Origin of the sequence: Microvirga arabica (genome assembly GCF_016811235.1) — a bacterium.
GTDB classification, from domain to species: Bacteria; Pseudomonadota; Alphaproteobacteria; order Rhizobiales; family Beijerinckiaceae; genus Microvirga; species Microvirga arabica.
Genome location: NZ_JAFBID010000074.1, coordinates 19,737 through 32,997 on the forward strand (window position 1 = coordinate 19,737; position 13,261 = coordinate 32,997).

Consider the following 13,261-nt stretch of genomic DNA (forward strand, 5'->3'; position numbering starts at 1 on the left):
TGGCGCAGTACGTCAATGACGGAGCGCGATGGCAGGGACTGCGCTGAACCTCTTCTCAAGTTGGATCTCACTCACGAGTGCCGAACCTGGAGCAAAGAGTTTGAGGCGGACCGACGCATGGCGATACTCGCGTCGAATCGCCTATCTTCGAACTCCGATCCCGTCACGATCCACCCTTGCGCACTTGGGCCGGAGTGATGGTTGTTCGCTGCCTCCACGCGCTACCAAACGTCTGTTCTTCTCTTGTCTGCTCCCCTAATTTGCTACGCAACCGCGCCTTGGCCCGCTCACCAGGTGGCAAGTGGACATTCAGAGGGAACTTTGAAACACAAACTCTGGCCTCTTAGCTGCCGTCCGTAGTATTCCCGAGCGGAACAAAACAAGAGATGTTTTAGGAACGCGGTACGGGCATGATGCCTGGGACACCCGCCGGTCTCGCGGGCGTCCCAGAACCGATGATATGAATCGCGCAGGCCGTCTGGCCTCTTGGCTTTACACGCCGATCTTACCGCCACCCTGTTTGGTGATCGCCACGATAGCAGGCCGCGGCGGCATGCCAGCCTTGAAGTCCGGCCAGCGGGTTGATGGATCATCAAAGGTCGACGCTCGGCCGAAGGCAGGCCAGTCCTGCCCATCCTCACCCGGATGCTGCACGGCCACGAACATCGTCTCGTCATCCGGAGTGAAGATCGGGCCACACATCTCCGCCCCGGTCGGGCAGCGGAAGAAGTGCCGGGACGTGCCACGCAACTCGCCCTCGGTCTCCATCGCCCAGACTCCGTCGGAGCGTCCGGTGGTCACGCCCGAGTTGCCGTCCGTGGTGATCCAGAGCCGGCCCATGTTGTCGACCGCACAGTTGTCCGGCATGCCGAACCAGCCGTCCTTCGTGGTGGCCGACGAGAAGGTGGCGCCCACCGTCGCCACTGACGGATCGCCGCAGCGCACAAGGATCTCCCAGCGAAACTTCGTCCCGGCATGATCCTGATCGTCAGGGGTCATCTCGACGATGTGGCCGAACTTGTTTTCTGGGCGCGGATTGGCGGCATTGACCTGGTCGGGCTTGCGCCGGTCATTGTTGGTCAGCATCGCGTAGACCTTGTTGGTCTTCGGATTGGCCTCCACGTCCTCGGGACGATCCATCTTGGTCGCGCCGAGCAGATCAGCCGCCCGCCGGGCTTCGATCACCACATCGGCCTGGGACCTGAAGCCGTTTGCCTCGGTCAGCGGTCCCTGGCCGTGGACCAGCGGCAACCACTCGCCGGTGCCGTCCTCGTTGTACTTGCCAACGTAGAGCGTGCCCTCGGCGAGCAGGTCCATGTTCGCCTGGCGGTCGTTCGGGTTCACGGTGCCGCGGGTGACGAACTTGTAGATGTACTCGAAGCGCTCATCGTCGCCCGAGTACACGACATAACGCCCATCCTTGTTGGTGATGCCTGCGGCGCCTTCGTGCTTGAAGCGGCCCATGGCCGTGCGCTTCTTCGGGGTCGAGTTCGGGTCGAACGGGTCGATCTCGACGATCCAGCCGAAGCGGTTGGCCTCGTTTGGCTCCTTGGCGAAGTCGAAGCGCTCGTGCCATTTGCCCCAGGCATAGCGGTTGCCGGGCACGCCATAGCGCTTGTGATTGCGCGCTTCTGGGTGATCGTCGGCGAGCTTGCCCCAGAAGTAGCCATTAATGTTCTCCTCGCAGGTGACCCAAGTGCCCCACGGCGTCACGCCGCCGGCACAGTTGTTGAGCATGCCCAGCACCTGCTTTCCGGCAGGGTCCGCCTTGGTCTTCATCCGGTCGTGCCCGGCAGCGGGACCGGTGATCTCCATCGGCGTGTCGGCGGTGATGCGGCGGGCATACCTGGAGTTCGGGACGACGCTCCACTTGCCGTTCTGGCGCTGCACCTCGATCACCGAGCCGCCATGGGCGGCCATTTCGATGTCGACGAGGTCCTTGGTCATGCCCTTGAAATCGGCTTCCTTGGTGTCCTGCATGCCAAGGCCGGGGAACATCAACTCCTCGGTCGTGTACTCGTGGTTGGCGACCAGGAGCCCGCGGTTGGAGCCGTCGATGGGGAAATAGCCGAGGAAGTCGTTGTTGTAGCCGAACTGCCGAAGCTGCTTCTCGGCTGTTTGGGCCTGCGGATCGAACTCCGCGCCATCGGCGAAGATTGGGTCGCCCCAGCGGATGAGAATGTCAGCGTCATAGCCCTCCGCGATGTGGTGCTTCTCGTCGATGCCGGCCGTGACCTCCTTGAAGCTGAAGGTGGGCGTTGTGCCCTGAGCCTGCGCCTTTTCGGCGATGGCTAAGGCCATTGGGCTGACCGTGGCCGAGATGGCAGTCGCCGCCAAGGCCCCCTTGAGCAGATCACGCCGGCTGAACCGAGCGCTGATCACGTCGCCCAGAGTGGCGTTCTCAGAGGGATTGCGGCCGATGTCCTCGGATTCCTCATAGGCCTTGGTCGCTGAAATCTGGCGTTCCATTGTTTCCTCCCTGTTGTTCTTGATCCTGGGGGAGCACCCGCAAGACGGACCGTCATAGTAAGGCGACCAAAGCTGGAAGATCCACCCACTCTGTTAGCCGGCTGACTACAACAAAAGAGGGAGGAGGTGCTTCAGGTGCCTGCGAATAGCACGGGGCCAGATCTAGGCCGAAGCTCTGCACTTGCAGAGCGAAGCGGAGCTCTGCACGGCCACGCCCAAAGATCTCCCCTGACCCGGTGCGGACATCCGTAAACCTGCGTTGGGTTCGTCTCATCGCCAGGCGGGGACCATCGCCACGATCGACGTGCGACTTAAGAAGCCCTTCACAAAGGTTGCGATAGACAAGTCCTTGCTCCACTCTTCGAGTCTAACAAACGCGGTCACCAGGGGGCGGTTGATGCATGGAACTCCTGCGGGGCGGATGCGCCCAAGGACACTACAGCCCAAAGTGAACCGAAGGGTGCGCTCTTTGGCTGTCATCGCTGGGCTGGCGGTCCTGGCCAGCCCGCTTGGCGTGCTGGGTCCGATGGAGGCTTTGGCCCTGCCGGCCGGAACATCAGAAATCTCCCCTCCGTCTCGTGGGCAGAAAGCCCGAAAGCTCAGGTCGAGCGCAGTGCCGGTCACCCCGCCAACTCCCACCAGCCCGCCTCCTGAAAGTTTGGCTCCAGCACCTCCGACGTTGTATTCGGTAAGCCAATTGGGCGATCACCTCTACTCCGTGCGCTGGGAGCTTGCGGCCGTCGGCGCCGGCTTGGCCGCTGTCGGGCTGCGGGACTGGGATTGGGGCAATGGCTCCCAGTTCCAAACCATCGAGGAAGGGTGGTTTTCCAAGAATACCCGGCACGGCGGGATGGACAAGATCGGCCACGCCTTCTCGACCTACGTCATTGCCGACATCCTAACAGACCGGATCCGTGCCAACGCGTCCAATCCCATTGGCGCCCCGATCACGGGAGCGCTCGTGGCCTTCGGCATCATGGGGCTGGGCGAAACCCTGGACGGGTTCACGGGCCGGCATCGCTTCTCGCGCGAGGACATCATTGCGAACGGCGTCGGCGCGGCTTTTGCCGTTCTGCGGAACTCCGTTCCTGGGCTACGGGAGAAGCTCGACTGGCGGCTGATGTACACGCCCGCCAGCTTCGAGCGACCTGGCGTCACCGCGTCAGAGGAGTCCGGCATTCTTCCCCCCTACCAACGCCAGCGCTTTATCATGGCTGTGAAAGGTAGCGGGTTCGAGACGCTCAAGAACACCCCTCTGCGTTACGCTGAACTGCACGCCGGCTTTGATGCGCGCGGCTTTGAACAGGACGAGCGCAGACTTGGCTACCCGATTGAGCGGACGTTCTATGTTGGGGTTGGCCTGAACCTCAACGAAGTCCTCTTCGGAGCGGGGTCTGTCCCGAACTTCCGGAGGTACAAGGACACACTCCCGGCTTGGGCCGTCCAGAAGACATTCGAATACCTCCAGGTCCCTTACACGGCAGCCTATCACGGCCATCGCTTCTCAACGATCCGTCGGTAGCCGAGTGCGCTATCCACGAAGACGCAGTCGTTGCAGTGACTTCAATCTGGACTTGATGAGCGCGCCCGCAACGAGTTCCGGGACGCAGTGAGGGATCGCAAACGGAAATCAAGTGGGCTGATCGTTACCGTTCACTCCTACTCTTGCGGTAGACCAGGAGGCTCTTGTAGCGGCCGAGCTTCTCGACAGCGCGTTGCTGCTCCCACTCGGCGATCACATCCTTGGCGCTATGATCCGCCCGGTCAAAGGCAAAGGAACCCGGGAAGAACAGGATATAGCCGCCTGGGCGGGTGTGGTCCGTGAGCAAGTTGACAAGCTCGAGATCCGTCATCGCCCCATATGCATCGTTCTTGTCGCCGCGGAACTCACAGAGATGGAAAAGCGTCACCACGTCGAAGACTGGCAGGAGCTTGCGGTTGAGCAGATAGATGTCACCAAACACCGCATTGTAGTGACGCAGCACATCCGGCCGCTCGATCGCCAGCCTCACGAAAGTCTCATACTCCTGCGGCGCCGCTGTAATCCCAAGCACCGCGTTGCGACGCTCCATCCTTGCGCACTCAATCCCGACATGGTGGTGCGCGCCTGTGCCGAAGTGGTAGATGGTGGCGTCAACGATCCTGTTCTGGTCGAGCCATGCGATGAAGTCGACATCGCAAGGGCATTCGGCAGGGCGGAGATCCCAGGAGGCATCCCAGTAGTGCAAAGCGGTAGACGACATGCGGGTGTTCCCTTGTTGACTGGTTGCTTCGATCTTAAGCCCTGAGTGTCGAGATGGTCCGGGTGTCCGCGATGGTCCGGTTTCCCTCCTCAACCAGGTGGGCTCCTTCTTTTGATCGAACGAGGGAAAGGCAGCGGGTGTGGAAGGCTCTCAGGCTGGCACGGTGACCCACCGAGATTACTGTAGTTTCGGGGAGCTCGCGGATCAGGGTCAGCATGAGGCACTCCTGGGAGATCTCATCGAGCCCTGACGTGGCTTCATCCAAGATCACCAGTTCGGGCCGCTGGAGCAGGATACGGGCAAAGGCCAGCCTCTGCTGCTCGCCGCGGGACAGAACTTGGTCCCACCGCTGACACTGATCAAGATGCGAGATGAGTTGAGCCAGCCCGCACTCGTGAAGGGCGACAGCGATCCGGTTAAGGTCAGGCCCGTGCGAAGCCCCAGGATAGAGCAGCGTTTCCCGTAATGAGCCGAGTGGCATGTAAGGATCCTGCGGCACATAGCCGATGCAGGCTGCTGGGGGGAATATGACCCGTCCGCTCCCCCAGGGCCAAAGGCCTGCCATGGTGCGCAGGAGCGTGCTTTTGCCGGAGCCGGAGGGTCCCATGATGAGCACGCGATCACCGGGATTGACAGTCAGGTCAACGTTCCGGATGACCACCCGCTCCTGCGGGTCGGTCACTGTGACACGGTCGAGGACGACGCGTTTTCCGCGCCTGGAATAGTCTAATCCCGGGGGCTCGCCGTCTCGCGAAGGGCTGTCCTCCAAGGTGTGGCTCAGGGCGAGCACGCGCTCGGCGGAAGCGTGCCACTGGGCAATCTGCTTGTAGTTGTCCACGAGCCAAGCAATTGCCACCTGCACCTGGGTGAAGGCAGCGGCGAGTTGGGTTACACCCCCCAGCGACAACTCGCCCGAAAGATATTTCGGCATCGCGAGAAACAGCGGGATGACCGGCACCAGCGCCCCGCTCGCATTGGTGATCCAGGTGAGCCGGGCATGCAGGCCCACGACCCGCAGCCAGCGCGCGACCACAGCCGCATAGGTGCCCTCAAGCCCGTTTCGCTCAGCTGTCTCGCCGCCAATCATCGCCACGCTCTCACCGTTCTCGCGCAAGCGCGTGAGCTCGAACCGGAGCTTAGCCTCCGCTTCGTTGCGTCGCGCGATTGCTCCGATGAGTGGATGGCCGACCCGGAGTGTGAGCACCGATGCTGCTGCCCCATAGAGGAGCGCCGCGACCATGAGATAAGCTGGGATCGTAATGCTCTGCCCGGCCACTCTGAGGGACAAGGACCCGCCCACCGACCAGAGAACGCCGATGAAAGCGATGGCCGTGAGCACCGCATGGGTAAGGCCGATTACGAAATCGACCACGGGTTCGGTGGCCATGCGGCTGTCGTCTGCGATCCTGTATTCGGGATTCGAGGGCTCGCGGCCGGAAAGGGACAGGTGGTAGAAGCGTTTGTGTTCAAGCCACCTGTCCATGAGACGGCCCACGAGCCAGGCCCGCCAGCGTACCTGCAGCGTCTCGCGAGCCAGCACGATCAGCACCCCAATGCCAGCGATCGCGATCACCAGCAGGCCGAACACGGGGACGAGAAGGCCGAGTGTCCCGGCGTCGCGACGCTCAAGCGCATCGAAAAAGGCGCGGTTCCAGCCGTTCAGCGCGAGGTTAACGCCGATATTTCCGACGAGGCAGAGCGCCAAGGCGCCTGTGAGCCACCAGGCCTTGCGCGCGGTCGAACCCCGCCACCAACCGCCGGCTATGCCGATGAAGCTGGCGATCACGGGCTGCCATGCGGAGACTGGCGGCTCGGTGTGGCTGTGCAAGACGGCCCCTGAGCAGGGTTGATGGTCGGGAATCATGGCACGGTGCCTCGGAGAAGTCACCGGCTCATGTGCTTTGGGTAATGACCGCTAGGCGCAGAAGAACCCATTACCACTTAATCGCCTTGAGATGGCGGATCGCGTGGCGTTCATGGCTGGTGGTGCGGTGGTGGAGCAGGGCTCGTCGGAGGGGTACTGTTCAACCCGTCCCATCCGCGCGTGCCTCTTTCTCAGCCGCTTTATCCAGAGTAGCTGAGGTCTTAGGCCTCCATCCAAGAGAGACCTAACCCCTCAAGGACTTTGTTGATCGCGCCGACATTCCTTGCCGGCATAGTCGCGGAAAACGTCGGCTATGGCACTTCTCGGAAGTAGACCCAAAGTCTGCTCTCGCGAAGAACACCGGATGTTCCTGGAGGTTATGCGATCGGCAGAGGATGGCCCAGTGCGGACCATCCCGGCATTCGGCAGCAAAGACCACCAACCAGCAGGTAAGCGCCTAGACGAACGAGATATTTCCAGACTTGTGGGTATGTGAAAATTTTCGGGATCTCGGTGAGCGAGAATAAGAACTGGTGGTTCAGGTGTACCCGGCTCCCGCCAAGAAGATGTCCATGCTTCGCTGCCGCAGGGCCGCCCCTTCCGTGTCTATCCCAAATCCTTCCGGTCCAAGCACGGCCCCTCTTAAGGAGGGCAGGATCATGAGCCCAAGAAAAACCTTGGCATCCCTGTGAACCTGCTCGCGGGCTATGCCCTTTCCAGACCCGCTTCTGAGGATGTTCGCAACCAATCCCACCGTTCGATCCGCGGCGTAGTTGTGAATGAGCTGTGCAAGCTTTGGAAAGCGCTGAGCCTCGGCCGTCACAACCCTCTCAAGGGCGACCATGTCGGGATCAAGGCTGGAGGCGAGCAGGCGATCCGCGATTTCCCACAACTGCTCCCGCAAGGACCTTCCAGTCAGATCGGCTTCCTCAAGCGCGGAGAGATGCCGCTCCAGCACATTCGCAACCATGGCCTCGAAGAGGTCCGCCTTACCGAGAAAGCGGGCGTAAAGCGTCCGTTTCGACATTCCGAGTTCGGCGGAGATCGCATCCATGCTGGTCTTCTCGTAGCCGTCCCTCAGGAACAGGAGTCTGGCGGCCTCGAGGATGCGCCCCCTGATCTGAGCCGCCGCTTCCCGGGACGGACGTCCGCCCGAGTGCTCACGCTGAAGCGGCTCGGATGTCGTCAGGTTGTTCATCGATTTGACCTCGCAAGGGAAGCAGAGGAGCAAGCAATGAGAAAAGTCATTGACCCTTCCGGCTTGATCGCTCTAAATCAATACGGTACAGGACAGTACCGTTTCGGTGGATCCGTTGCAACTCCGATCCTGCGGAAGGAAAACACTGATGACGACCGACACGGCCCCGCCCGTCCTCACTGCTCGACGCTCCTCCCAGGAGCGCGACCCACGCCCAGGCAGCGAGCAGGCGAAGCGATTCCTGCGCAAGGCACTCAAGCACCACGGCCGACCCGAGCGGGTTGTGATCGACGGCAGCCAGACCAATCGAGAAGCTGTCCGATCGTGTGACGCGATGAGCCAACTGGAGGACCGATCAGGGCGGGAACTGAAGCCGATCAGCATCCGACAAAGTGCTTACCTTAACAATTGCATTGAGCAGGATCATCGTGCCGTCAAAAGACGGATCCGGCCGATGCTCGGCTTCAAGTCCGCGAACAGCGCTCGTGCAATCCTGGGCGGGATTGAGATGGTTCACATGATGCGGAAGGGGCAGGCGAAGTATGCCCATAATCGGCAAACATCGCTCGCGGAGCAGTTCGAGCGGCTCGCTGCATGAAGAGGAGCGGCGGTCGCCTCCACCCCTTCAAATCCAGTTAGGATTTGCGACAGAGCCTTCTTGGTCTTATTGAGCCAAGTTAGGTCGCAAAAGCGTCCGATGTTCCGAGTGCTCTGTTTGACAAGGCAGGTATGATCTCGGCCCAGTGGCGGAATGGAACCCCATGGTTTTGGGATCTCTGGACCAGTTGCGTCTTCTTTGCTCTGACTTCCGAACTGTCCAGCTTTGGCGGAGTTGTCCACATGGTCATCACTCATGACCATGTGGAGGAAACCTATGCAAAAGTTCGTGTTTGTTACAGCCTTGTGTCTCCTGGCTGGCGCCTGTGCCACGCGGCAGCAGTCCACCAGCACGGCAGTTGGTGCCACTGCTGGTGCGGTGGTTGGCGGACCCGTCGGGGCTGTGGTTGGCGCCGGGGCCGGCGCGGTGGCGGGAGCGCCCGGCGGGGTCGTGGACGAGGTCCAAGGAGACAACCAGCGCCGGCGAGTCGTGCGGCGGCGCTAGTCCAATCATTCAGGACGATCCCGCAAGTGCTGCGGGATCTGTCCGACCTGGACTCGTATGCTTGGTGACGAGCAGTAGTGTAGAGCTGGGTCCAAACCCTAATGATCTGGGTAGTACCTGAACCATCGCCTAGCCGCCGGGTTAATCAGCAGGGCTGGGCAAGGGCTGATCCATTCTCAGGAGGAAACGTTCATGGTCGAGACCTATCGAACCGGCAGCTCTCAAGATGGGTTTGGCGCTAAACCTCGTTCCTATCGTGCTGAAACTTCTACCCGGGTAGACGGCCCAATTCATGATCTGGATGCCGGCGCTGACGCACGACGGCATGTTGACGACGAGCTCCGCAGGAACCGGCGGGCGGATATATTTTTCGAGGACAGCATCGTGCTGCTCGGAATCCTTCTTGGAGGGGCTGTCGGGTACATGACGGCAACAACGGTGCGGCGTACAACCTGGAGCAGCAATCCACCGCGGAGATTGTCTCATCAATCGGAACACAGGCGCACCTCCGGCCAGAATGGCCGAGGCCGCATGTCCAGCTCGGTCGAAAAGGATGAAACCACGGACCTGATCGCATCCAACAAGGTCGAGGGCACGGCGGTGTACAACCGCAAAGGCGAAAAGCTCGGCGAGGTCTACAACTTCATGGTAGGCAAGCGCTCCGGCGAGGTGGCTTATGCGATCATGAGCTTTGGCGGCTTTCTGGGCATTGGTCAGAAGTATCACCCGTTGCCCTGGAATGCGCTCACCTATGATACCAACAAAAAGGGTTATGTGATTGATGCGAACAAAGAGCGGCTGATGGGAGCACCCAACTACGCCGCTGGTGAAGAGCCGTTCTCCCGGCCCGAGTACGGGCAGCAGGTGCGGGATTACTGGTCGTCGGGGCTCACCTGATCGGCATCCTTGCAGATATTCAGAGGGCCCTGCCGCCCGCGAAAGCCGCAGGGCCTGCGGTGCAGGTGGGTTCCGTTGCACGATGGCTGGCCTGGACCATATGAGCGAGCCGGAGCTTGCCGCTGAGCTCCGTCGCGTCGCAGCCGCGTGCGAACGGCTCAACCAGGAAGTCGCGCATGCCAATCACCGACAGCGCTTCAGCAGTGACGCGCGAGAGGTCGCTCGAGCTGCTTGGGATAAACAGATACTCCTAGCCGAGTTGAACCGACTGATGGACCGCAGGCGCGCCGTCGAAGGCCATCTGATGCGGGTTCGAGGGCAGCTTCGGCCGCTGAAGTAGAACGAGTAGGGAGCCTTAGGCGACGGGATGCTGGCCCTGAAGTTGACGTTTACATTGCTCTTCATGCCTCTGTTGCTGGGAAGGTCATCGTTTCCTGTCCAGCGAACTGGGCGCGCTGGCCTCACCGGAGCGGTCGCCGGTGCGCTCAGGGATATGATCAGTGTGGGTCGACATCGAGTACGAATCCTTGAGCCGACTGCCGCTACGCACATGACGTTGTTAGCGAATTTGTAGCGCGGGCAGAGTCATCATCGGCGCCGATCGTGGCCCTACTGAACTTTCGTTTTGTGTCGCTAAACCCGGGCGTTGCACTTCACTCGGGAAGGATCAAAGCTCCGGTGCCGATCTACAATCCTTGAGTTACAAGTATGATCGCATCCCAAGTATTCTTGCGGTCAAGATAGCCACTTCTGGTGGAGGCGCAGCAGGAAGCTCTCCTCAATTCTAGGCATCTAGCCCTGGGATTGAGGAGAGCCTCAATCAATCGCTTTGAAACGCGGTAACCTTCTCATCACACGGCTGCTTTCAGAGATGATCACCGGTCGCTCTCCTGCGAAGCTAACAACCAACTCATGTGTCCCAACTCCGCGCGCGTGTCGGTCCAGCTTGGAATTGGCGGCCTCAAAGTCGAACGTTGACTGCACAGTGCATGTGCTCCCGTCGGACCTGCATTGCAGCTTCATTGTGCCAGGGCGATACCGGTAATTCCGGTCGGGCCACCGTTGGACGAAGCGGCGCTTCTCCGCAAGCAGCGCTCTGAAGCTCATTCTCTTGCCGTGGAATAATACGCTCGAGTTGTAGAACTGTGGCGTCGTCTGGAGCATCTGACGGTTTGAGGCTGACCAAAGGTTAAGATAATCAACGGCCAAACTCTGCGCATCTTGCTGCTGGGAGCTTGGCCGTTTTGAGACAAGGTTCGGCTGAACTGCCACGCGAGACGTGCTCGTTGGCGCGGCTGCGGGTTTTGGGGCGGATTGGGATTGTTGCTGCCGAGGAGCTGCCTGAGAGGAGGCGGCTTGACCCTGCTGTCCCAAATGCTTCAAAGAGTACTGCTCTGTTCCGCCCGTGGGTTTTAGCCGAACCGCATTGCGAGAACTGTCTGGTTCGGCCTGTGCTGAAGGAGCCGCAATCGCCTGAGCTGATGAGGATCTTGGCTGTAGAGGGGTGGCCTGAACTGGTGGGCTCGGTTCAAAAGCTTGGGCTGGAGGTCCGGACAAATCGGCTGGCGGGTCAACCCACGTACCCCGCGTCTGCCCAAGAGCTGCGGAGGCTAGAAGCACTGCAGGGATAGCGATTGCATTCCAAAATTGGTTCCATATAGCCCGCATGATGCTCTCCAAGTCGTTCAATCAGGTTTTAGCGACGGGATTGAGATCAGGCTGCTCCTGCTCCGCTTCGACTTCCGACTTGGGCGGGGTGAGAGAGAGGAATTCGCCCAGGGTGCTCCAGGAGGGGAGATGATCACAGCACCTTTTGATCACGACCAGTAGCGGGACTGCAATCAGCACGCCGACCAGGCCCCACACCCAACCCCAGAACGCCACCCCGATAAAGATCGCGACAGTGTTGAGCTCAAGTCGGCGTCCGAGGATCAGGGGAGTGATGATGTTCCCTTCCAGCGCCGTCAGGCCGAAATAGAGCAGAGGCGCCAGTAGCGCGTAGCTGATCGAGTCGAAGGATATCAGGGCGACAACGCCGACTAGCCCAACGCCTGCAATCGCTCCGATGAAGGGTAGAAAGTTGAGAAAGGCGGCCCCAAGACCCCAGAGGTAAGGGGTCGGCATGCCAATGGCCCACATCGCCAGGCCGATGGCAACACCAAGGCCTATATTGATCAAGGTGATGGTGAGCAGATACCGCGAGATGGACGCCTCGATATCATGCACGATGCTGACCGCGATCTTTTTGTCTTGGAATGTTGGTAGCACACGCACGATCTTATCGTAGACCATGTCGCCTGAGCCGAGCAGGAAAAGCACAAACACCAAGGCAATACTGGCTGTCGTCAGCGCGCTCCAGAGTATGGACGTTGCCGAGGACAGAAAGCCGGCCTCTTTGACGACGACCTCCTGCACGTTTGAATCGGCTGTTGCATTGGTAAGATCTTCCACCGTTTGGCCTGCTTTGGAAATCGCCTCAACCGAACCGCGCAGTGAGTTAAGCTTGGCCTCGACCTGCCTTCCTATCGTGGGCGCCCGTTGTATCCAATCGGTGACAGGGGCACTGAGGAGGTAGGCACCCGTCCCGACGGTGAGCGCCAAGGCTAGCACAAGCCCGATAGCTGACAGACCAGCTGGGACGCCTCGCCTTTCGAGCCACCGCACGATTGGAATGAGTGTCAGCGCGATGAGCAAGCCGATGATGATCGGCAGGATCAGCGGCTTGGCGAAGTAAAGGGCTCCGGTGCCGAGAACGAGTGCGCAGACATGGATCGAAACGACAACCGCACCTGTAAGCTTTGCGCCAGTGGCATGCTCTTCTTCCGTGCCATCAGGCTTCACGGCATCATTCAGGTCAGGAGCGTCAGTCTGGTGCTGCATATGCATCAGACGTTTACGGTCACGATTACGTTCCGCCGGCGGTTTATTTCAGACGGGTCGCTCGGAGGGCCTGCCGACCAGTTATGTGATCGGGTTCTAACGCCTCTATCCGACGTGGCCTCGCTGTAGAGCGGTTCGCGCGTTCGAAATGCAATTGCCTGGATCGCCACCTCAGAGACCGATATAGCACCGCTGAGCCACCGCGGCCGCCAGTTTGAGACCGGATAGCCTGCCTGGCACGTAGACGTCGGTCACCGCCGCGGTGATGTCGCCCCGCACCTTCAGGACCATCAGCGCCTTCGCCGCGTTGACCGCCTTGACGACGTGGAATCCCGCATCAACCAGGATGTCCGCGGCCACAATGCGCACGAGCACCTCATCCTCGACGAGGAGCACCACAGGGGCAGGAGCAGGAGTCGCATTGGTCATCATGCGAGGCCCTGAGATAGGCATGCACAGGATTCGAAAGAATGCGCCCGCCGTGCTTCCTGAGTTGAACCTAATACCAACCGGCGCTGATGCTCATGCATTGGCCCAGTCGCGCACACCGATGGACATGATGGTCCAAGGTTGGTCTACGAGTTTGTTCCAAGCCGCACAGCAATGAT

General features: G+C 60.4%; 10 protein-coding genes and 1 pseudogene. 4 read left to right on the plus strand and 7 right to left on the minus strand.

Annotation, left to right across the window (positions count from 1 at the left end; genetic code table 11):
* Positions 1–492: 492 nt before the first annotated feature.
* Positions 493–2,469 carry a PhoX family protein gene (locus JQC81_RS25720; RefSeq protein ID WP_203274650.1) on the minus strand — a complete coding sequence of 659 codons (1,977 nt, stop codon included), beginning with the start codon at positions 2,467–2,469 and terminating at the stop codon, positions 493–495.
* Between the two features lie 697 nt (positions 2,470–3,166).
* Here JQC81_RS25720 and JQC81_RS25725 point away from each other — a divergent pair.
* Positions 3,167–3,991 carry a DUF2279 domain-containing protein gene (locus JQC81_RS25725; protein ID WP_203274651.1) on the plus strand — a complete coding sequence of 275 codons (825 nt, stop codon included), beginning with the start codon at positions 3,167–3,169 and terminating at the stop codon, positions 3,989–3,991.
* 124 nt (positions 3,992–4,115) lie between these two features.
* Here the strand turns inward: JQC81_RS25725 and JQC81_RS25730 are convergent, their stop codons facing one another.
* The 3 genes from JQC81_RS25730 to JQC81_RS25740 form a co-directional block, all read right to left on the minus strand.
* Entirely contained in the window at positions 4,116–4,712 is a 597-nt protein-coding gene (locus JQC81_RS25730) for a hypothetical protein (protein ID WP_203274652.1), read from the minus strand.
* A gap of 34 nt (positions 4,713–4,746) precedes the next feature.
* Positions 4,747–6,540 (minus strand): ABC transporter ATP-binding protein/permease, encoded by a 1,794-nt coding sequence (locus JQC81_RS25735; RefSeq protein ID WP_203274653.1) that lies wholly within the window; start codon positions 6,538–6,540, stop codon positions 4,747–4,749.
* A 574-nt stretch (positions 6,541–7,114) separates the two neighbouring features.
* Positions 7,115–7,774, minus strand: a complete 660-nt coding sequence (locus JQC81_RS25740) for a TetR/AcrR family transcriptional regulator (protein ID WP_203274654.1) — start codon at positions 7,772–7,774, stop codon at positions 7,115–7,117.
* Between the two features lie 229 nt (positions 7,775–8,003).
* On the opposite strand from JQC81_RS25740, the pseudogene JQC81_RS25745 reads away from it, so the two are divergent.
* The 3 genes and pseudogenes from JQC81_RS25745 to JQC81_RS33455 form a co-directional block, all read left to right on the plus strand.
* A pseudogene (locus JQC81_RS25745) lies at positions 8,004–8,372 on the plus strand (DDE-type integrase/transposase/recombinase); the annotation flags it as partial.
* A gap of 276 nt (positions 8,373–8,648) precedes the next feature.
* Positions 8,649–8,876 carry a YMGG-like glycine zipper-containing protein gene (locus JQC81_RS25750; RefSeq protein ID WP_203274655.1) on the plus strand — a complete coding sequence of 76 codons (228 nt, stop codon included), beginning with the start codon at positions 8,649–8,651 and terminating at the stop codon, positions 8,874–8,876.
* 192 nt (positions 8,877–9,068) lie between these two features.
* On the plus strand, positions 9,069–9,773 hold the full coding sequence (locus JQC81_RS33455) for a PRC-barrel domain-containing protein (protein WP_246520662.1): 705 nt from the start codon (positions 9,069–9,071) through the stop codon (positions 9,771–9,773).
* A gap of 19 nt (positions 9,774–9,792) precedes the next feature.
* Here the strand turns inward: JQC81_RS33455 and JQC81_RS25760 are convergent, their stop codons facing one another.
* From JQC81_RS25760 to JQC81_RS25770, 3 genes are all read right to left on the minus strand, one after another.
* A complete protein-coding gene (locus tag JQC81_RS25760; protein WP_203274656.1) occupies positions 9,793–9,951 on the minus strand; it encodes a hypothetical protein in 159 nt (52 codons plus the stop codon).
* Between the two features lie 1,511 nt (positions 9,952–11,462).
* Positions 11,463–12,659: an AI-2E family transporter gene (locus tag JQC81_RS25765; protein ID WP_203274657.1), complete on the minus strand. Its 1,197-nt coding sequence runs from the start codon at positions 12,657–12,659 to the stop codon at positions 11,463–11,465.
* 165 nt (positions 12,660–12,824) lie between these two features.
* Positions 12,825–13,085, minus strand: coding sequence for a response regulator (locus JQC81_RS25770; protein ID WP_203274658.1), 261 nt, complete (start codon positions 13,083–13,085; stop codon positions 12,825–12,827).
* Positions 13,086–13,261: the final 176 nt, after the last annotated feature.

Coding starts and splice junctions, on each gene's coding strand:
- JQC81_RS25730 (WP_203274652.1), bottom strand. CDS start 4,712: ATGTCGTCTACCGCTTTGCACTACTGGGATGCCTCCTGGGATCTCCGC.
- JQC81_RS25720 (WP_203274650.1), bottom strand. CDS start 2,469: ATGGAACGCCAGATTTCAGCGACCAAGGCCTATGAGGAATCCGAGGAC.
- JQC81_RS25760 (WP_203274656.1), bottom strand. CDS start 9,951: ATGCGCGACTTCCTGGTTGAGCCGTTCGCACGCGGCTGCGACGCGACG.
- JQC81_RS33455 (WP_246520662.1), top strand. CDS start 9,069: ATGGTCGAGACCTATCGAACCGGCAGCTCTCAAGATGGGTTTGGCGCT.
- JQC81_RS25765 (WP_203274657.1), bottom strand. CDS start 12,659: ATGCATATGCAGCACCAGACTGACGCTCCTGACCTGAATGATGCCGTG.
- JQC81_RS25770 (WP_203274658.1), bottom strand. CDS start 13,085: ATGATGACCAATGCGACTCCTGCTCCTGCCCCTGTGGTGCTCCTCGTC.
- JQC81_RS25750 (WP_203274655.1), top strand. CDS start 8,649: ATGCAAAAGTTCGTGTTTGTTACAGCCTTGTGTCTCCTGGCTGGCGCC.
- JQC81_RS25740 (WP_203274654.1), bottom strand. CDS start 7,774: ATGAACAACCTGACGACATCCGAGCCGCTTCAGCGTGAGCACTCGGGC.